This is a genomic window from Acutalibacter sp. 1XD8-33, from assembly GCF_003612555.1.
In the GTDB taxonomy this organism is placed as follows: Bacteria; Bacillota; Clostridia; order Oscillospirales; family Acutalibacteraceae; genus Acutalibacter.
Map to the genome: position 1 here is coordinate 34,767 of NZ_RAZF01000003.1, position 20,105 is coordinate 54,871.

17 protein-coding genes are annotated in these 20,105 nt (G+C 59.8%); 7 read left to right on the forward strand and 10 right to left on the reverse strand.

The window, feature by feature from the left end; translation table 11 throughout:
- Window positions 1-10: 10 nt before the first annotated feature.
- The 6 genes from D7X94_RS03345 (at window position 11) to D7X94_RS03370 (ending at window position 7,926) form a co-directional block, all read left to right on the forward strand.
- Entirely contained in the window at window positions 11-550 is a 540-nt protein-coding gene (locus D7X94_RS03345; RefSeq protein WP_158590878.1) for a sigma-70 family RNA polymerase sigma factor, read from the forward strand.
- Window positions 537-2,213, forward strand: coding sequence for a hypothetical protein (locus D7X94_RS03350; RefSeq protein ID WP_120426287.1), 1,677 nt, complete (start codon window positions 537-539; stop codon window positions 2,211-2,213). The genes D7X94_RS03345 and D7X94_RS03350 overlap by 14 nt, the downstream gene beginning before the upstream one ends.
- Window positions 2,214-2,603: 390 nt before the next feature.
- Window positions 2,604-3,305: a hypothetical protein gene (locus D7X94_RS03355; protein WP_120426288.1), complete on the forward strand. Its 702-nt coding sequence runs from the start codon at window positions 2,604-2,606 to the stop codon at window positions 3,303-3,305.
- Window positions 3,226-3,693: a hypothetical protein gene (locus D7X94_RS03360; RefSeq protein WP_120426289.1), complete on the forward strand. Its 468-nt coding sequence runs from the start codon at window positions 3,226-3,228 to the stop codon at window positions 3,691-3,693. The genes D7X94_RS03355 and D7X94_RS03360 overlap by 80 nt, the downstream gene beginning before the upstream one ends.
- A 61-nt stretch (window positions 3,694-3,754) precedes the next feature.
- Window positions 3,755-6,646, forward strand: a complete 2,892-nt coding sequence (locus D7X94_RS03365) for an insulinase family protein (protein WP_120426290.1) — start codon at window positions 3,755-3,757, stop codon at window positions 6,644-6,646.
- 26 nt (window positions 6,647-6,672) lie between these two features.
- Window positions 6,673-7,926 carry an L-cysteine desulfidase family protein gene (locus D7X94_RS03370; protein ID WP_120426291.1) on the forward strand — a complete coding sequence of 418 codons (1,254 nt, stop codon included), beginning with the start codon at window positions 6,673-6,675 and terminating at the stop codon, window positions 7,924-7,926.
- Between the two features lie 233 nt (window positions 7,927-8,159).
- On the opposite strand, the gene D7X94_RS03375 is transcribed toward D7X94_RS03370, so the two are convergent.
- The 5 genes from D7X94_RS03375 to rplU all read right to left on the reverse strand — a co-directional run bounded on the left by D7X94_RS03375 (window position 8,160) and on the right by rplU (window position 10,583).
- Window positions 8,160-8,675: a GNAT family N-acetyltransferase gene (locus D7X94_RS03375; RefSeq protein WP_120426292.1), complete on the reverse strand. Its 516-nt coding sequence runs from the start codon at window positions 8,673-8,675 to the stop codon at window positions 8,160-8,162.
- Window positions 8,676-8,733: 58 nt separating this feature from the next.
- Window positions 8,734-9,531: a hypothetical protein gene (locus D7X94_RS03380; protein WP_120426293.1), complete on the reverse strand. Its 798-nt coding sequence runs from the start codon at window positions 9,529-9,531 to the stop codon at window positions 8,734-8,736.
- Window positions 9,532-9,631: 100 nt separating this feature from the next.
- The gene (rpmA, locus tag D7X94_RS03385) at window positions 9,632-9,913 is read right to left on the reverse strand and encodes a 50S ribosomal protein L27 (protein ID WP_120426294.1); all 282 of its coding nucleotides are present in this window, start codon (window positions 9,911-9,913) and stop codon (window positions 9,632-9,634) included.
- Between the two features lie 37 nt (window positions 9,914-9,950).
- A complete protein-coding gene (locus tag D7X94_RS03390) occupies window positions 9,951-10,274 on the reverse strand; it encodes a ribosomal-processing cysteine protease Prp (RefSeq protein ID WP_120426295.1) in 324 nt (107 codons plus the stop codon).
- Window positions 10,275-10,583, reverse strand: coding sequence for a 50S ribosomal protein L21 (gene rplU / locus D7X94_RS03395; protein ID WP_120426296.1), 309 nt, complete (start codon window positions 10,581-10,583; stop codon window positions 10,275-10,277).
- A 278-nt stretch (window positions 10,584-10,861) separates the two neighbouring features.
- On the opposite strand from rplU, the gene D7X94_RS03400 reads away from it, so the two are divergent.
- Entirely contained in the window at window positions 10,862-11,038 is a 177-nt protein-coding gene (locus D7X94_RS03400; protein WP_120426297.1) for a putative motility protein, read from the forward strand.
- A 92-nt stretch (window positions 11,039-11,130) separates the two neighbouring features.
- On the opposite strand, the gene D7X94_RS03405 is transcribed toward D7X94_RS03400, so the two are convergent.
- The 5 genes from D7X94_RS03405 to mltG form a co-directional block, all read right to left on the reverse strand.
- On the reverse strand, window positions 11,131-12,111 hold the full coding sequence (locus D7X94_RS03405) for an alpha/beta hydrolase (protein WP_120426298.1): 981 nt from the start codon (window positions 12,109-12,111) through the stop codon (window positions 11,131-11,133).
- 117 nt (window positions 12,112-12,228) lie between these two features.
- Window positions 12,229-13,287, reverse strand: a complete 1,059-nt coding sequence (gene mutY, locus D7X94_RS03410; protein WP_120426299.1) for an A/G-specific adenine glycosylase — start codon at window positions 13,285-13,287, stop codon at window positions 12,229-12,231.
- A complete protein-coding gene (locus tag D7X94_RS03415) occupies window positions 13,284-16,460 on the reverse strand; it encodes a hybrid sensor histidine kinase/response regulator (protein WP_120426300.1) in 3,177 nt (1,058 codons plus the stop codon). Before D7X94_RS03415 ends, mutY begins: the two co-directional genes overlap by 4 nt.
- An 803-nt stretch (window positions 16,461-17,263) precedes the next feature.
- On the reverse strand, window positions 17,264-18,550 hold the full coding sequence (locus tag D7X94_RS03420) for a peptidase U32 family protein (RefSeq protein ID WP_120426301.1): 1,287 nt from the start codon (window positions 18,548-18,550) through the stop codon (window positions 17,264-17,266).
- A complete protein-coding gene (gene mltG / locus D7X94_RS03425) occupies window positions 18,547-19,866 on the reverse strand; it encodes an endolytic transglycosylase MltG (protein ID WP_120426302.1) in 1,320 nt (439 codons plus the stop codon). The genes D7X94_RS03420 and mltG overlap by 4 nt, the downstream gene beginning before the upstream one ends.
- Window positions 19,867-20,105 lie beyond the last annotated feature (239 nt).

Here is a 20,105-nt window from a genome sequence, read left to right on the forward strand (position 1 = left end):
AAGTGATCTTGTGCCAATTTCCACGGAAAAGCTGGTGCGCCGGGCCCAGTCCGGGGATAAGGAGGCTTTCGTGGCGTTGATGGAGTCCCACAAACTCTCCCTGACCCGGGCGGCCATGGCCATCCTCCACGACCGGGAGGACGTGGCCGACGCTGTGGCGGAAACCGTTGTGGAGGCTTTTTCCCAGCTGTGCCGCCTGCGCCAGCCCAAATACTTCAAGACTTGGCTGACCCGGGCGTTAATCTGCAACTGTTACGATATTCTCCGGCAGAAACGGCGCTATGTGCCGCTGGACCAGCTTCCCGAACCGGAATCTTCCAGCACCCAGCCCAGCGACCAGGTGCTGGACATTCAAGAAAGCCTCTGCGCCCTGGCGGAGAACGACCGGCTGGTGCTCACTCTCCACTATATGGACGGATTCAAGCTCCGGGAGATCGCAAAGATGCTGGGGGCCAATGAGAACACCGTCAAGACCCGGCTCATGAGAAGCCGCCAGCGGCTGCAAAAAATTTATCTGGAAAGAGAGGGGAATCCCTGTGAAGCGAAATGAGGATCAGATGACGCGAGCCCTGCGGGAGGAGCTGGAGCTCCCCGCCGTGCCGGAGCTTGTGGACAGCCGCCTGCGGCAGGTCTATGCCGAACTACCCGACGCCCTGCCTACCAAACGGCATATGCCCACCTGGGTCCGGCGGAGCCTATGCACCGCAGCCAGCGTAGCCATCGCGTTCGGGACGCTGCTGGGCCTGAACAGCCTGAACCCCGCCGTGGCCGAACAGCTGCCCCTGGTGGGAAGCATCTTCCGCACCGTGAACAGCAATGTCTATGGCAGCGAGAGCCAGAACTTCCGGGAGGCCCTGGTCCGGCTCTCGGAGCGGGCGGTGGAGCTCCCCGAGGAGGAGGGGACGGTCCAGACCGTGCCCGCGGGGGGCGTCTTTGAGAAGCCCGTCACCGCCCGGATGCGGGAGGCCTACTACGACGGGGAATACGTGTTCGTGGGCTTCCGGTTCGACCTGGGGGGGAGCTACGACCATGTGTGGGACCTGAACGGCCCCGGCTACGACGTGCTCATCAACGGGGAGTCCCAGATCCCCCACCTGGAGGACGGCCAGATCGACTACCCCCGCAGCTGGGGGGACGGCTACTGCGACCTGAACAGCTCCAGCTGGACCCCGGCGGGCCAGGGGGAATACGTGATGCAGCGGGCCTTCCGGGTGCCGGACCGATTCCGGGACCAGGAGGAGCTGGACCTGACCATCGGCTTCTCCGGCATCAGCGCCTACGGCATCGGCCCGGTGAACAGCAGCCCCTTCCAGTTCGACCTCACGGTGAAGAAGCAGGAGGTGCCCCGGCGGGAGATCGACTGCCAGGGCGTGGAGATGGGCGGCGTCCGGCTGGTCTCCGCCACGGCCTCGGAGACGGCCCTCTGCGTGGTGGCGGAGTATCCGGCGGAGCTATATCAGAATCCCGGCGCGGATGTCAGCAGCTTTGAGGACGGGCTCTGGATCGGCTCCCTGGGGGGATATACCCTGGAGGAGAACGGCGTGGCGCGGTGCGTCAGCGTGTGCGCGGGCCTGCGGGAGGACGAAACCCGCCGGGTGGTGTGGTCCCTCTTCGACAAAAACGGCTCCGGCCAGCACGAGGCGGTGTTCCTGCTGGACTTCCAGAACGGCACGGCGGAGCTGGGAAGCGGGGAGGACGTGAAGTCCCCGCCGGTGTACGACTACGCCTGCGGCGTGGAGGCGGTGAAGGACCTGGCCCCCGGAGAATACGGGGTGGAGCGGCTGCACCTCTCCCAGAGCAAGCCCACCCTGAGCATCATGACCGGGGACAAAAAGCGGGCCCTGAGGGCAGAGTTCTGGCAGGAGGGCGAGAGAGTTTATACCGCCTATACGGGGGAGTATGCTTCCTGGAACGAGAAGCTCCGCTATTGGGAGTATTACAACCTGACCACGGGCACCTCCTGCGACGACCCGGAGGACGACGGCACCCGGTTCCAGGGATCGGAGCACAGCTCCTACCTCATCCTCATCCCGGACCTGTACGTGGCCCTGGACCCCACCCGCCCGGTGACGGTGAAGGCCTATGACAAGAACAGCGGGGAGCAGCTTCTCAGTGAGGAGGTCCTCATGACCCAGAGCGAGCTCCACGAGCCCCCGCCTCCCTTGGAGGAGGACCTGGAAGGCGGCGGGGTGAGCAGCGAGACAGAGGAATAGCAAAAGCGCAAGGCCCGGCCTCTTCGCGAGGCTGGGCTTTTTGTTTTTTTTGAGTGTTGGGAGTCATACGGAGTGGCCTCCGGCGGGGAGGGGGCTTTGCCCTCTCCACCCCTACCACCTTTGAAAAGGTGGACGAAACTTTTACCATGGTTAGCTTGGAATGCTACAGTGAACAACATCGACCGGTCCAGCTGGTCTTAAGCTGGCGGGGGTGTGGGGCGCGGAGCCCCACGACCTTGCCGTAGCCGCGTTCTTTGCGGAGAAGGCCACACAGTATTACTCCCCAAAAAACACGCACTCAGCTTTCCCGCTTTTTCAGGTTTTTCTTGCCTTGCCCCAAAAATCTGGTATAATAGATATAATCTTAACCTTAAAGGGAGGACCGTCCCTATGACGTCAGAACGCATGGAGAACTTTTGCTGGTTCGACTTTTCCCGGGCAGAGGGGCATACCAGCGAGGAAAACTATCAGGAACTGGTGGACTGGTCCAGGGAGGCCAGAGGGAAAAACCCCAACGCCTTCGACAGCCTGAAGGATTGGGTGCTGGACGATCCGTCCTGGTCCGGGGGAAATCTCGTCGGAAGCTGGGGTCAGCTGGCGAACGGCCTGATCGGCCGCTTTCGGGAGCAGAACGCCGGATTCCGCCGCATCCTTCAGGAGATGGAGCTCCCGGAGCTGGTCAATCCGGCGGTTTTTCCCGCTTTGGATGCTTTTGACCGGACCCTAGAGGGCGAATTGCCAGATCCGCAGCTGAAAGAGGCCGTCCGGCAGATGCTGGCTAGCCCTGCCGCCATGGAAAGCCACAGTTTGCGGGCCCGGATTGCCGGTGGAAAAACCGGCTCCTATGGCACGGACGCTATAGAGGTGACAGGGTACTTGAATTTTCTCGAGGACGCTGACGCAGCCGTTCAATGGACCTTGTTTATGCCCGGAGTGGTGGAGGATCCGGCTGGAGAGACTGAGCTACCGTACCCTTCCCGCCATCCGTTTTCTGGGGCGGGAGGGGGAGGATTTGGAGAATCCCCAGGCCCGCAGGGAGCTTTTCGCGGAGTTGGACCGGCTGGATCAGTACCGCTGCGGCTTCGACTATGATCTTTTCTTTATGCACCACTACGGCCTTTGCGTGGATGTGGGGCCCTGGCACGGCTTCTGGGGCAGGTTCTTCCAGGCGGGGGCTCCGGTTCCGGAGGGCTTTGCCTATTTCGACCTTGTGCCGGAAAACAATGGAGCCGAGGGCCCGCCCTTTCTCTCCCAGTTTGCCTTTGGAGTGTTTTCCGGGAGCCAGGAGGCCCTCCACAGCCGCCAGGGCTTTGACAGCGACGCCATGTACGACGTGACCCGGAACGCCATACTAGGGCAGGGGGTTTTGATCCCCTATCCCCACAAGTATTGGACGGCGGAGGTGTTCCTCCAGGGCTGGGAGCAGGGCGGCACAGGCTATCTTTTCAGCGTGGACCGGGAGGCTCAGCCGGAAAAATGATATAAAGGCAATACCGCAGAAATACCGAAAAACCAAGAGAAAATTCCCAGGGAGGAAAACCATGAAACAGAAAACGATCTGCAATTTTACCGTTCTGTCCAGCAAAAAGGTGGACGAGCTGGAGGCGGTGCTCTATGAGATGAAGCACGAGAAATCCGGGGCCAGACTGGTCTGGCTGGACCGCAGGGAGGAGAACAAGACCTTCGCCGTGGCCTTTCAGACCCAGCCCTGGGACGATACCGGCGTGTTCCACATTCTGGAGCACTCTGTGCTCTGCGGCTCGGAAAAGTACCCGGTGAAGGAGCCCTTTGTGGAGCTGCTGAAAAGCTCCCTCAATACCTTCCTGAACGCCATGACCTTCCCGGACAAGACCATGTACCCCTTCTCCACCCGGAACGACCAGGACTTCGTGAACCTGCTGCGGGTGTATATGGACGCGGTCCTGCGCCCGGCGATCCACCAGAAGCCGGAGATCTTCGGCCAGGAGGGCTGGCACTACGAGCTGGACGAAAACGGCCGGCCCAGCTATAAGGGCGTGGTGTTCAACGAGATGAAGGGCGCCTTCGCATCCCCGGACTCCCTGATGGAGTACGAGCTGAATCGCCGCCTCTTCCCGGACACCTGCTACCGGTTCGAGTCCGGCGGGCACCCGGAGCACATCCCAGAGCTCACCTACGAGGCCTTCGCCGCAGCCCACAAGCGGCTCTACCACCCCTCCAACGCCTATTTCTTCCTGGACGGGGACCTGGATATGGAGAAAATCCTGGGCATCCTGGACCGGGAGTATCTGGGGGAATACCAGGCCGCGCCCGGGCCGGGGGAGATTCCCGTTCAGCAGCCGGTAGACGGAGGAGAGGGGGAGGTCTTCTACGAGCTCTCCCCCCAGGAGGACCCGGCGGAAAAGGCCCGGCTGGCGGAAGGCTTTGTGGTCTGCTCCTATGAGGACCGGGAGGAGGCCACAGCCTGGCAGGTCCTCTCGGACGTGCTCTGCGGGGACAATCAGGCCCCGCTAACCCGGCGGCTTCTGGAGAGCGGCCTTGCCAAGGAGGCGCGGTTCAGCCTGTATGAGAGCGTCCGGCAGCCCTGGATCTGGCTGGAGGCCCGGGATATGGACGCCGGCCGGGCCTCTGAGGTGATGGAGGCCATGCACGGGGAGCTGGCCCGGCTGGCGGAAGAGGGCCTGGACCACCGGCGCATCCTGGCAACCCTGGACAATATGGAGTTCCAGGCCCGGCAGCGGGACTACGGCCGGATGCCCCAGGGGCTGGTCTTTGGGATGCAGGTGCTGGACAGCTGGCTCTATGGCGGCGCGCCGGAGGAGAATCTCTCGGTGGGAGGCCTCTTCGACGGCCTACGGGCAAAGGTGGAGCAGGGGTACTTCGAGTCCCTGCTAGAGCGGGGACTCCTCCACAACAGCCACCAGTGCCGGGTGCTCATGCGGCCCTCCCACACCCTGGGGGAGGAGCGCCAGAAGGAGGAGGCCAAGCGGCTGGAGGCGGCGAAATCCACCTGGAGCCCGGAGGACGAGGCCAAAATCCGGGCGCGCCAGGAGTCCATCGAGCTATGGCAGAATACCCCGGACACCCCGGAGCAGCTGGCGACTATCCCCATGCTGAAGCTGGAGGAGATCCCCAAAGAGCCGGAGCCCCTGCCCCTGGAGGAGGCAGAGACCCATGGCATCCCCCTGCTGCGCCACACCCTGCCCACGGGGGGCATCAGCTACCTGAACCTGTACTTCGCCCTGGACGACCTCTCCCCCCAGGAGCTGACCCAGGCGGCGTTTCTGGCCCGGCTGCTGGGCTCTCTGGAGACGGAGAACCGGGACCTAGACCGGCTGCAGCGGGAGATGCGGTCCCTGTTCGGGCAGATGGCCTTCCATGTGGAAGCCTATGGGCACAGAGACGACCCCGCCCGGTGCCGGGCGTTCCTGTGCGCCTTTGGCAGCATTCTGGACAGCAAGCTCCAGGAGGCCCTGGAGCTGCTGGGCGAGCTGCTGAGGGAGACCAAGTGGAACGACCCCAAGCGGGTCCGGGAGCTGGTCTGCCAGCAGCGGGCGGCTTTTGCCGAGCAGCTGGTAATGTCCGGGCACATGACCGCCCTGAACCGAACCCTGGCCTGCTGCTCCGCCGGGGGCGTCGTGGCGGAGCATACCGGCGGCGTGGAGTACTTCCACTGGCTGCGGGACCTGGAGCAGAATTTTGAGGAGAGATTCCCCGCCCTGGCCGAAGAGCTGGAGGCCCTGGCCGGGAGGATCTTCTGCAAAAAGCGGCTGACCCTCAGTGCCACCAGTTCCAACCCCCAGGCGGAGGACGCCGCCGGAGCCGCATTCTCCGCCCGCCTGCCGGAGGGGGCCTTCCGGATGCCGGAGGAGCCTGCGGTCCGGCCCTGGGGCATCCGCCGGGAGGGCATCGCCGCGCCCGCGGACGTGTCCTTTGCCGGGCTGTGCGGCGCGCTCCCCCACGCAAAAACCGGACAGGCCAGTGTCATGGGCAAGGCCGCGTCCCTCGCGTACCTGTGGAACGCCGTGCGGGTCCAGGGAGGGGCCTACGGCGTGGGGATGCTCCTGTGGAACAGCGGCCTGGGCGGGTTCTACTCCTACCGGGACCCCAGCGCCGCCCGGACCCTGGACTGCTACGCCGCCACGGCGGACTTTCTGCGGAACGCCGGGGAGATGGATCTGACGGGCATGATTATCGGCGCGGTGGCGGACTCCGACCCCCTGCTCACCCCCCGGCTGCGGGGCAAGACCGCCGATATGCGCCATTGGCGGGGCATCACCCAGGAGGACCTGTGCCGGGAGCGGCGAGAGATTCTCTCCACGAAGCCGGAGGATCTGGTGCGGCTGGCCCCGGAGGTGGAGCGGCTGGCAAAGGAGGGCGCGGTGTGCGTGCTGGGCTCCCGGCGGCAGATCGAGGCCTGCGGGGAAAAGCTGGACGCTGTGACGGAACTCTAAGCGCGAGAGACAGGGAGTGGGATATTATGCTGACAGAACAGACAAAGAACGCCTATATTTCTATTTTGCGGGAAGAACTGGTGCCCGCCACCGGCTGCACGGAGCCCATCGCCCTGGCCTATTGCGGGGCCCGGCTGCGGGAGGTACTGGGCGCTGTGCCGGAGCGGATCCTGGCGGAGATTTCCGGAAATATTATCAAGAACGTGAAAAGCGTGATCGTACCCAATACCGGGGGGATGAAGGGCATCCCGGCGGCTGTCGCGGCGGGAGTTATCGCCGGGGATGCCGGACGTATTTTGCAGGTAATCGCCCAAACGCCGGAAGAAAAGCACGGGGAAATTGCCGCCTATGCCCAGAATACCCCCATCCAGGTGGTGTACGCAAAAACGTCGCGGCTGCTGGACATCCGGCTCACCGGCTGGGCGGAAGGGCACAGCGCCCTGGTACACATCGCCAACAGCCACAGCAATATCGTCCGGGAGGAGCGGGACGGAGAGGTCCTGCTGGAGAGGCCTGTCACCGACTCCCCCGAGGACAGCCTGACGGACAAAGCCTGCCTGAATGTGGCGGATATCCTGGCTTTTGCGGATACGACGGACTTGGAGGAGATTTCCCCGCTTTTGGAGCAGCAGCTCAGCTATAACACGGCCATCGCGGAGGAGGGCCTGCGGGGGGACTGGGGGGCTAACATCGGTTCGGTACTTCTGGACGGCTACGCGCCGGACATCAAGACCGAGGCCAAGGCCTGGGCTGCCGCCGGAAGCGACGCCAGGATGAGCGGCTGCGAAATGCCGGTGGTGATTCTCTCCGGCTCGGGAAACCAGGGAATGACCGCCTCTGTGCCCCTGGCCCGGTACGCGGTCCATCTAGGGGCGAGTCGGGAGAAGCTGCATCGGGCGCTCCTGGTCAGCGACCTGGTGACCATTCAGCAAAAGAGCGGCATCGGGAGGCTTTCCGCCTATTGCGGGGCGGGGATCGCCTACTTACTGGACGGCAGCTTCGCGGCGATTGCCCACACCATTGTGAACGCGGTGGCCATCATCAGCGGCACTATCTGTGATGGGGCCAAGCCCTCCTGCGCGGCAAAAATCGCGGCCAGCGTGGACGCGGGAATTCTGGGATATCACATGTACCTTGCCAGCCAGGAATTCAAAAGCGGGGACGGAATCGTCACCCGAAATGTGGACGAGACGATTGCCAATATCGGCGTGCTGGCGAAAGAGGGAATGCGAGAGACGGACCGGACGATTCTGAATATCATGACCCGCACGCGATGCTGAAAGCTGGGCCGGCCTTGCTTTTTCAGCGCCAAGCGCCTCGGCTGGTCTCGGCTGTCTGTATGACGAAGGATAACGCACTTAAAAGAAAGGCTATATAATAGGAAGAGCCGGCGGATGCAACATCCCGCCGGTTTCTTTCATCCGTGCTGCTTAGGTTTAAGTATACTTTTTTTAAGAATTATACGGAGGCTACACAGTTTTATTCGAGAAAATATACTTTCTGAGAGACAGCCCTACGCAAAAACACGGTAGGACTGCAAAACCAGCTCCTTTCCCCTCTCTGTGGTGACCTTTTGGCCCTCTCCCTTTTCGTGCCGGAACTTTTCTACCAGGCGGAGGCTGGGAACGTTCCTCACGTCCGCCTCATAGATATAATACCTGTACTTTTTCAGGCTATTCAGGTAGTCCACAACGGCCCGCAGGGCCTCATAGCCATAGCCCTTTCCCTGGACGGTGGGTTTCAGCCACAGCCCGATTTCCGGGGCCTCCTCCCGCAGACCGAATACCTCCGCGCTGCCCAGAAACTCCCCCTCCCGGCTGAGAATGACCAGCTCCAGCATTTCGCCCCGGTCCATGTCCTCCAGAAATCCGGAGAGCACCCGCCTCGCGGCCTCCAGGTCGGAGAAGGGGTCCGGGTACTGGTATTGTGTGACCTCGGCCGTGAATTCCCGATAATAGTCCTCCAGAAAGGCGGGACGAAAGGGCTCTATCACCAGCCTTTGGGTATGGATTCTTACATTCGCTTCCATCTGTATTCTTCCCTCTCTTCCTCCCTTTTTTCGCACAAAATTTGTTCCGCGCAAAGTTCTATTGTCCAAGAAAGCGCTGGATCCTGCCACATGCTTCACTCCAGTCCCGCTGGGCGTTTTCGATCACAATGCTCCGGACAGGCAGCCCTGCCAAAATAGCCAGCTCCCTGCGCTGGCGCTCTTCCAGGCAGGCGATATAACCCGGAAAGCCCTGGGCCCGAATGCTTTTCCCATACCTGCCGCTTACGTGATACCCGACCACCGCCTCCAGCCAGCCGGGCCGCTCTCCCTCGGTATTCCTCACCGTTTGGGCGAGATCCTCATTCTTCAGGTAAACCACCGCCGGGTCTAAAGAGGCGATCCGCTCTGTGATCTCTGAAATATAGGCCAGGGACCGCTCCTGGGAGAATCCGAAGCGCATCATGGTTTCGCACATGGGATTTTGCAGGAGGACGCAGTTAAACACATAGACGGCGTCCGGCTCCGCGCCTTTGGCAAAAGCCTCCCACTTGTCCAGCATCAGCGGCCGCTCGGTTTCCCAGGGCAGGCCGTCATAGATTTTGTAGGGCAGAAGGGGGGCCAGCTCCGCCTCTCGGAACGCCGCCAATGGCAGAATCCAGCCGCCCCTGCCGGGCTCGCCGCACTCCCTGGCCCGAGCCCGCACCTCCTGAGGAAGGCGGGACATCTCCACCTCCGGGACGTAGGCGTGAAACTCATAGTCTGCGGGATGGTCCCCGCCGCCCTCGTCCACGTATACCACTTTTTTGCCGCCTTTGGCCAGCCAACCCGCCATTTGCCGGGAGACGGTGCTCTTGCCGGAACAGGGCGGGCCCTCCACAATGTATAGTCTGTTCATAGAGATTCCCCCTTCTTCCAAAAGAAAAGCTCCCTCAGACACTGCCCGAAGAAGCTCTCCATTCAAACCGATTGGTGCCGCCTGCCTAGAACACAGGTTCTTACTCAGCGGTGTACACGCTGACCTTCTTGCGGTCCGCGCCCATACGCTCAAAACGCACCTTGCCGTCTACCAAGGCGAACAGGGTGTCGTCCTTGCCCTTGCCCACATTGGTTCCGGGATGGATCTTGGTGCCCCGCTGCTTCACGAGAATATTTCCTGCCAGCACAAACTGGCCGTCGGCCCGCTTCACGCCCAGGCGCTTAGACTCAGAGTCCCGGCCGTTCTTGGTGGAGCCCATACCTTTCTTATGCGCAAAAAGCTGTATATTGAGTTTCAGCATGATTGTTGCCATCCTTTCAATAAAATATTTGTTTCCTTCAGATTTCCATATAACTCACGTTCACGTATTCCGGATACTGTTCCTCCAGCTGGGAGAGATGGAGCTTGAGCCCCTGCATCAGACTGCGGCAGAGAGGCTCGTCCCTGGGTTCCAGGCGGAGGAAGAATTCTCCCTCCTCTGCCCGCAGAGACAGCGGCGTCACCGCCAACACTTCCGTGACGGTATTCGCCACAAGATATACTGCCGAGGATACCGCCGCGCATACAATATCCGAACCCTCTTTCCCCCATCCCGCATGGCCCTCTACGCGAAATCCCAAAAGCCGGCCCTCCGGCGGGGTGAGAAAGTCCACAGTAATCACTTAGGCCTTAACCGCCTCAATCTGTACCTTGGTATAGGGCTGGCGGTGGCCCATCTTCCGTTTGGAATTCTTCTTGGGCTTATAGGTAAACACCGTGATCTTCTTGGCCTTGCCGTTCTTGACCACCTTGCCGGTTACAGAAGCGCCCTGGACATAGGGGCTGCCCAGCTTGGGCTCACCCTCGCCGAAAACCGCCACTACCGGAAACTCTACCGTGTCGTTTTCCCCCGCGTTCAGCTTCTCTACAAAGATCACATCGCCATACTGGACCTTGTACTGCTTTCCGCCTGTTTCAATGATTGCAAACATCTGATTTCCTGCCTTTTATTCTAATCTCGCTACCTCGGGCGGGTCCGGACCACACCGGCTCCTCTTAAAAACCCGCAGTATGCGGCTTATTTAGCATATCATGGGAAGCAAGAAAAGTCAAGCCCTATTTTGAGAGCCGGGCGCCGCGCCCATTGACAACCGGGAGAAATCGTGATATTCTATAGAAGAAGGCTGTATCAATGGCTAAGACACCCGGTATGAATGGGCTTTTAGACCATAGATAGCGGCTCTCAGTAATCAACAAGGAGGCTGATACTATGGAGATTACCAATGCCGTAGGCGCTACCGACATGGACTACAGTAAGGCGCAGCTGTCCACCGAGTATTCCCTGGCCCTCACCAAACGGGCCATGAAAGATACCCAGGAGCTGGCCAGCCAGGAGCTCCAGCGGATGCTGCCCCCCAGCCCCTATACCTTTGACGTGCGCGTCTGAGAACGGGGCCAAATGAAAAGAGAGCCTCTCGTGCCTGGTTTGAACCAGGCTTCAGAGGGGCTCTCTTTTTGTGCTTATGTACATTTGTGGGGCTATTGATTCAGCTCCAGAATCTCTCCCAGCCAGGCCTCCGCCAGCTTTGGCCACACTTTCACCTGCCTACAGGCCTTTTCCAGCTCCGCCCGATAGGCTGGGCCCACATCCTGGGGCGGCGTAAAGTATCCTTCCATGGCGTCGGGCTGTATACCGGGAATCCTCCCCGCCCGAACCGCTTCCCGCAAGGCCGCGACCTGGGCCATGGCGTAATCCGCCCCATGCCGCCCAGCCAGCCAGTTGGCATTGGCCAGGGAGAGGCCGTGCTGGCCCTTGGTAAATACATGGTGGGCAAAGTCCACCCCGGCCTTTTTGCAGGCCTGTGCGAAGAAATAGCTGTTTTCCACGGGAACAGCCCCGTCCTCCGCAGTCTGCCAGAGAAAACAAGGGGGCGTGTCCGGAGTCACCTGGGTTTCCAGGCTCATATACCGAAGATCATCCTCTGAGGCGTCCTTACCCAGCAGGGCGGTAAAGGAGTCCCTGTGTGCAAATTCTCCGGAGGTAATCACCGGGTAACAGAGGACGCCCGCGTCCGGCCGGTTGGACACAGCCTGGTAGGCAGGATTGGGGTCCCCGGCATCCTTCCAGTGGACGCAGAGGCTGGCGGCCAGATGGCCTCCGGCAGAGAACCCGCAGACAGCCAGTTTGTCCGGTTGCACGGAGAATTCTTTTGACTTCCGCCGGATGAGTCGGACCGCCCGGGAAATATCCTGGAGGGGCTGGTCCTTCAAGGGCGCGTTCATCAGGGGGTTGACCGTGTAGGTGAGGACAAAGGCATTATAGCCCGCTTCATAGAATTCCATAGCCACGGGCTCGGCCTCTGTGGGGGAGACAAAGCAGTAGCCGCCGCCGGGAATCACCAGCATAGCGGGGCGAGTTCCTTTAGAATGGATGTAGCTCACGAGAAAAGGGGAGAACCCGGCGGACATAGGATAGGAATATTCGGACTCTTTCCAGATAAGATGCTTTTGAGATGTCATAGGGAAGCTCCTTTCAGAGATTTTCTCCATTATAATAACGCCGGAGGCCGGGAGAGACAAGGAACGTTTCCCGGGAAATCCGGTTTGCTTCGCGGGCGCCGAAGCCGTCTCGCCCCATCAGGGCTTGTTCGCGCCCATATCATGGGGGCTACCCGCGCTCAGGCGGGACCGCACCAATTTTTCAAAGGCCCGGAAAGCGCTGGGCAGAGGATATTTTTCTTCCAGATCCCTGCCGCTGGCCCAAACCCAGCCCTCTGGCAGATCCTCAGTGGCCGATTCCACCGCGAACGCCTCCATCTGCCACTCTATGTGCGTGAAAATATGCCGCCCTGTTCCCGCGGGCACTGTCCTCCCCGCCACCGGGCAGGGCCAGGGAGCGGGCTCGTTGGGATATTCCCACAGCCCGGCCAGCAACCCCTTGTCTGGGCGGCGGCGCAGGACAACCCTGTCCTCGCGGAAAATCAGGTAGACCCACCGGTCCTGGACTTCCCGAGGCTTTTTCGACGGCTTTGCCGGAAGCTCCCGGGCGGTGTTCCGCAACCGCCCCAGGCAGAATTCCGCCGCCGGGCACTGCCCGCACAACGGGTCCCCATTGGGCAGGCAGACCATGGCTCCTAAATCCATCAGGGCTTGATTGAAATCCCCCGGCCGGTCCCGGGGAATGATTTCCTCCAGGGCGGAGGCAATCTCTCTTTTTACCGGAGGGCTTCCCATTTCCCGGTGGTCGTCCCCAAGGCGGCTCAACACCCGCAGTACATTGCCGTCTACCGCTGGAACCGCCTGTCCAAAGGCGATGGAGGCGATAGCCCCCGCAGTGTAATCGCCTATTCCGGCCAGGGATCGGATGTCCTGAAGGCGGGAGGGAAATTCGCCCGCGAAATTTGCCAAAACCTGCCGGGCGGCTTTTTGCAAGTTCCGGACCCGGCCATAATATCCCAGTCCCTGCCACAGCTTCAAAAGCCGGTCCTCCGGGCACCGGGCCAAGGCTTCCACTGTAGGGAGAGCCTCCAGAAAGCGGCGGTAATAATCCAGGACGGCGGCCACCCGGGTCTGCTGAAGCATGATTTCGGAGATCCACACATGATAGGGGGTGGGGTCGCTCCGCCAGGGCAGAACCCGCGCGTTTTGACCGTACCAGGCCAGCAGGGGCGCGGGCAGTTTCTGAAGGGGGGTCAATCTTTTTTCTCCATAACTTCGTCCAGCGCGTCCATGAGCTTATCCACGTCAATGGGCTTGGCAATGTGGCCATCCATCCCGGCGCGCATCGCCTCCCGTTTGTCCTCTTCAAAGGCATTGGCGGTCATGGCCAGGATGGGAATGGAGGCCAGGGCCGGGTTTTTCAGGCTCCGGATAGCCCGGGCGGCTTCATAGCCATCCATTACAGGCATCTGAATGTCCATGAGCACCAGCTGGTAATATCCTGGCCGGGAGGCTTTCAGCATATCCACGGCGATCTGCCCGTTTTCCGCCACTTCCAGGGAGAAGCCGGCTTCCTCCAAAAGGGCGATGGCAATTTCCCGGTTCAGCTCGTTGTCCTCGGTCAAGAGGATCCGCCCGGTGCGCAGGGCTTTTCGGGGACGGTGGGCGGCCGCATCCCCTTCCTGGTCTTTGCTGACGATGGAGTGCAGGCAGCCCCGGAGCTCAGACAGGAAGAGTGGCTTGCTGCAGAAAGCGGTGACCCCGGCCTCCCGCGCCTCCTCCTCAATATCAGACCAATCGTAGGCAGTGAGAACGATAATAGGCACGTCCTTGCCCATCTCCTGGCGAATCCGCCGGGCTACCTCAATGCCGTTCATATCCGGCAACAGCCAGTCGATAATATAGACAGAATAGGGGTTATCCCGCATGATGGCCTGCCTTGTGCGCAGGACCGCCTCTTTACCGGAAAGGGTCCACTCCGCCCGCAGGCCAATCTGCTGGAGCATCCAGGACACACTGTCGCAAGTGTTGAAGTCATCGTCTACCACAAGAGCGCGCAGTCCCTTGAGCTCGGGGATAGTCTGGGGCTCTTTCTTTCCGGAGTGGAGCTTAAAGGTAAAGGACACCACGCACTGGGTTCCCACACCCTGGCGGCTCTTGACCTCTATGGAACCGTTCATCATATCCACGATATTCTTGGTGATGGCCATACCCAGGCCAGTGCCCTGGATGCCGCTGATGGTGGAATTCCGCTCCCGCTCGAAGGGCTCAAAAATGTGGGAGACGAACTCCTCGTTCATACCGATGCCGGTGTCCTTCACATGGAATTCATAGTTGGCATAGCCTGCCGGAGCGCCGGGCCGCTGGATCACCTTCAGGCTCACCATACCGCCCGAGCCGGTGTACTTTACCGCATTGGAGAGCAGGTTCAGCAGCACCTGGTTCAGGCGCAGGCGGTCGCAGTAGATCTCCTCGTCCTGGATGTCCACGGCATCCATATAGAGATCCAGCTGCTTTGAGTGGATATCTGCCTGGATAATATTGCGCAGGCCGTGGAGAATATCCGGCAGGCTGCAGGGCTGTTCATCCAGGCGGATCTTTCCGCTCTCAATGCGGCTCATATCCAGCACGTCGTTGATCAGGCTCAAGAGGTGGTTGCCAGAGGTCATGATCTTTTTCAAATATTCCTCCACCTGCTCTGTGCGGTCGATATGGGTGATGGCCAAAGCGGTAAATCCAATAATCGCGTTCATAGGGGTGCGGATATCGTGGGACATATTGGAGAGGAACACGCTCTTTGCCCGGCTGGCCCGGTTAGCCTGGGAGAGGGCGTCCTCCAGCAGGGCCTTCTTCTCCCGCTCTTCCCGGGTTTCGTCGTCAATACTGCGAAGGCCCAGTACCACGCCGTGGGTTTTCTCCCAACTGCCCGCACGCACGGCTTTCATCTGGAAATAACGCAGCTCCCCGCAGCAAGTATTGCGGAAATTCAGATAGCACACCGGCTTCTGGGAAAGCTCTGTTTCTAGCCATTCCCGGGTAGCAGCCTGACGCACCAGGTCTTTGTCCTCTTCATATATGCCGGCGTCAATATAGCGGCCAAAGCATTCCTCCAGGGTAAGCTCCCCGGTAAAGATGTCTTCCAGAATATGGTGTTTGCATTCGTTGACCCGCAGAGCCCGGCCTGTACCCGTGTCCAGATCAAAATGGCAGACTAGATTATATTCAATGCTCAAAGCGTGGATGAGCTCCATCTGCCGGCGTTCATCCTCCCGCCGGGCCTGCTCTTCCTGGAGCTTCAGGGCGGTGCAGTCCAGAAGATACCGCTGGTAGAAAAGCTCGCCATTTTCCTGAACCAGCTTTACATTTCCCATCACATGGAGGATTTCCCCGTCCCGGTGGAGCACCCGGTATTCCAGGCTTACATTGTCTCCAGGATTTTTCAAGGAAGCGATGCTTTCCAGCAGCAGAGCCTTATCCTCTTCCAGCACAGAGTCCGCAGTCATGCTGAATCCAGCGTCCAGCAGTTCCTTTTCTGAGGAATAGCCCAGGATGTCCAAGGCGGCGTTGTTGATGCTGATGATCTTGGTGCCGTCCAGGCTGTGGCGCATCACGCCGCAGTCCATGGTGGTAAAGAGGGCCTCCAGCGTCTGGTTCTTCTCAATCAGCTCCTGGGCATAAGAGCGCTCCCTGGTGATATCGATGGCAATGCCCACAGTGCCCATCACGCTGCCGTCCAAGTCGTATAGGGGGGACTTGTATGTAGTGAGGGTCTTGACGTGCTCTCCGCTGAGCACGGTTTCTTCGGAAACACAGGTTTGCCTTTGCTCCATCACAATGCGCTCAGACTCAATGCAGGCGGGGTCGTCGTGCTCCACATCCCAGATATAGGCGTGGCCCCGGCCCTGTACCTGTTCCTTGGTTTTATTGACTACCTGGCAGAACGCGTTGTTTACCTTTTCATGGATACCGTCCTTGGTCTTATACCACACCATGTCCGGGGTGCCGTTGATGGCGGCCTCCAGAAACTGGCTGGTCTGCCAGGCGTCTTTTTGGGCTTTGAATGCCTGCTGCCACCGCAAAAACCGGAATCCCAGTTCAGCGGCGGACATGGGCAGGATCCAGATGTCCACAATTTGAGAAAGGAGCCCGGGATGGCTGGCGAAAAGGCCGGCCGCCTGGGACTGCTCTGCCAGAAGGATCAGCTGGGCGCCGGGGGCCTTGCTTTCTAGCAGGGCGTCTATCGCCAAGGGGGCGTCCAAGTCCCGCAGGTCGCAGAGGATGAGGTCCGCCTTTGCCGCCAGAGAGGCCTCCGGCCGAAGGCTCTCCATGCATTCGTGAGTGAAGGATTCCAGGGGAGAGGCGTCCCGTACCGGCTGAAAGAGCTTCCGCCGGGAACCGACAAAATAGAACCGGACATGACAATGATACATAACTATCCCTCCGTGGTCCGCCCGCGTCGGGGCCGGCTGGCAAGACCGTGTGTTCAAAATCTTTCGTCTTGAAACAGGCTGTAATTATCTAATTATATATTTTAGCAATTATAACAGTCATTGTCAATATTTTGTCTATCCAGAAATAAAAAATGATTAAAGTAAGCAAACTTGAGAATCATCAAAGCTGAATTTCAAGTCTGGCGGCATAGCTGCCCGGTTCAAAAGATTCTGAGATTCTTTTGAAGTTTGTTAACTATACTTTTTTAGAGTGGTGCTCGCTTCGCTGCGCAGGCCTCCGACGGTTTAGGGGTTCTTCTCACCTGCCGGTTCGGTCGGCGACGGGAAATCGCCACTGGCGATTGTCGCCCCCTAAAAACCCCGCAGCCTCTGAGAAAGGCAAGACTTCGTGAAACGAAGTCTACGAAACATTTTACCCTGGTTAGCTTTGACCAGCTGGCGCGGGTGTGGGGGTGAGCGTCTGCCGGATACTTGGCGAAGCCAAGTATTGCAGACCAGGCTGCGAACTGACCGAACCGGCAGGCGAGACTCGGAGCCCCACGACCTTGCGGCAGTGCGAAGCACGGAGGCCACACAGTATTATTTTTGCAGAAAAGCGGAAGATGGACAAAACCGGGGCCCAAAAGCTGTCAGGGTCCCGGTTTTTACAAGAACTTTATGGTTAATTAAGTTCAAAAGGATCTTTTGAACTAGGCGGCAGAGCCGCCGGATTTAAGAACCGGCTTTGTCGGTTCTTAAATTAATTTACTACATATTAGTTTTTTATAATTTGCGCTTGACTTTTAGCGCCGGATCCGTAAGTACGCGCCCTTTTCCAGATCCAAGGGAGTTTTCCAGTACACCAGCATCTCCGCGTGAGGGGCGGCCTTGATGGGCTCCCAATCCTGATTATACAGCTCTGAGAGCTCCGCTGTGAAGGGCTCCTTCCCTGGCTGGAGTATATCCACCAGCTCACCCCGGAAAAATCGGTTCCGCTCCCGCAGAAGGACATATTCCCCTTGCCGTCCCTGGCACACGGCTGCTACCTCATAGTTCCGGGTGTACTGGCTGCGGTCCGGAGTCTGGCCCGGTTCACCTCCAAAATAGAATCCCGGAGAATACGCCCTGTGGCTGATCTTCTCCGTCTCCTCCAGAATCTCCTGGGGCAGGGGGAGCCCGGGGTTCTCCCAAAAGAAATCAATAGCCCGTCGGTACGCCGCTGTGACGCAGGCCACATAATAGGCGGACTTGGCCCGGCCCTCGATCTTCAGGCTGGAAATTCCCGCCTTCGCCATAGCCGGGATGTGCTGGATCATCCGCAGGTCGTTGGAGTTGAGAATATAGGTCCCCCCTCCCTGCTCGATGATGGAAAACTGCTGCCCCGGCCGTTGCTTCTCTGTAAGGAAATACTCCCACCGGCAAGGCTGGGCGCATTGGCCCCGGTTGGCATCCCGGCCGGCCATGTAGTTGGAGAGCAGGCAGCGCCCGGAAAAGGACACACACATGCTCCCATGGACGAAGGCCTCCAGCTCCAGCTCCGGCGGGGTCTTACGGCGGATTTCTTTGATCTCTTCCAAAGGCACTTCCCTGGCCAGCACCACCCGACTGGCCCCCAAGTCATGGCAGGCTTTAGCTGCGGCGTAGTTGACGATCCCCGTCTGGGTAGACACATGCCGCTCCACATCCGGGGCATACTCCTTTGCTAAGGCCAGCACCCCCAGGTCGGAGATGATCAGCCCATCCACCCCCGCCCGCTGGCAGAAGGCGAGAAAGTCTGGCAGGTTCTGAAGCTCATAATTTCGGGGCAGGGTGTTGCAGGTGACGTAGACCCGCACCCCGCTCTGGTGGCAGAGCTCCACCCCTTTTTCCAGCTCCTCCCGGGTGAAATTCCCCGGCGCGGCCCGCATCCCGTAGTCCTTTCCCGCCAGATACACCGCGTCCGCCCCATAGCGCACGGCGGCCTCCAGGCGCTCCATGTCTCCGGCAGGAGCCAAGAGCTCTGGTTTACACCTATCCCCTCGCGCAGACTGGCGGTGGGAGCCGGAGGGGTCCAGGGTCAGCGCCCCTTGTGAATTCCGGCCCGCGCTCATGACAGGCCCGCCAGCTGCTTGTTGTACTCGTGGTCCCATTCGTTGGTAGCGTAGTAGGCCACGCCGTCGTCCGAGTGGCAGAAATACAGATAGCTGGAGGCGTCCCCCTTGGTATTGGGCTTCAAAGCGGCGTTGAGAGCTTCCAGGCCGGGATTGCAGATGGGCCCGGCGGGCAGTCCGCTGAAATTGTAGGTGTTGTAGTTGCCGTAGCTGAGATTCCCCCCGATCTCCTCCATCTGCTTGGCGTTCTTATAGGGATAATAGGCGGTGGAATCGCACTCCAGGTTGAAAATATCGTAGTCCGCGCCAAACTCCAGCCGGTTGTGGAGCACGGCTGAGACATCGAACATGTCCTTGGTGCTGGCAGCCTCCGCCTGGATGATGCTGGCCAGGGTGACCACCTGGTCCATGGACATGCCGGAATTCTGAATCTTCTCCAGGAGCTTGTCATCCATCTTCCGCTGGAAATTGTGGAGCAGCTTTCCGATCACCGAATCCAGCTTCTCACCTTTATAGAACTCATAGGTGTCCGGGAAGAGATAGCCCTCCAGCTTGTAATACCGGTTGGAGGTGTCCCCCAGGGCGCCGATCATGCCATACTTGGAAAAGTCCATGGTGTTCAGGGCGCTGAGGAACTCCGACGCCGTGCAGACCTCGTTTTCCTCCAGCAGTCGGGCGCCCTCCAGGGCGTTGAAGCCCTCGGGGAACACCACGGTCACCACCTCCCGGTCCACTTCCCCGCCCCCCTGGAGGATGTTGATCAGCGCCTCATAATCCAGGTCTGTTCCTACCTCTAGGCTGGTTCCAGGCTGGAAGTCCTCCATATCCTCTTTAACCTTGCAGTACAGACTGAAGAACTCCGGCTTCTTGATAGCCCCAGCCTGATAGAGGATCTCCGCCAGGCCGTCCTCAGTGAGTTTGCCTTCGGGGATGGTGATATCCACTGTCCCCGTATCCCGGCCGTCGCCGAAAAAGTCCATGGCCCCGCCAATCAGGTAGCTGGCCAGGGTAAAGGAAGTCAGCAGCACCATGCACAGCCACACAAAGGAGAACACCCGCTTGTTCTTTCGGGCCTTGATACGGTTGCGCTTTTTGTGGGCTCTCTTCTCCGCTTTCAGCTCCTTGTCGGTGAGGGCGGCCTTCTTCGCCGAGGGCGGCTCGGCGTACTGAACGGGCTGTCCCCGGCGCTGGCGGGGCGCTTCCAAACTGCCTGTCATCAGGTCCCTTTGGTCGATCTTCACCTGAAAGCCTCCCGTGCCCTGGCTCGGACGCTGAACAGGCTCGCGGCCTCTGTTCTGCTGTGGTCTTTGATCCATAGTATGCTGTTCCTTTCTGTCTGAAATGCTTTTAAGACCTTGGGGACTCTGGTCTCGCCTGCCGGCTCGGTCAGCGCTTGACGGTCCCCACTGGGGACCAGCGCCCCCAAACCCCTGCAACCTTTGATAAAGGTAAGACTTCGTAGAACGAAGTCTACGAAACTTTTACCCACTCCTCGCTTTGCTCGTCGTGAACGTTTTAAATGTTTTGACGAGCTAACCTAACAACCGTAAAAGTT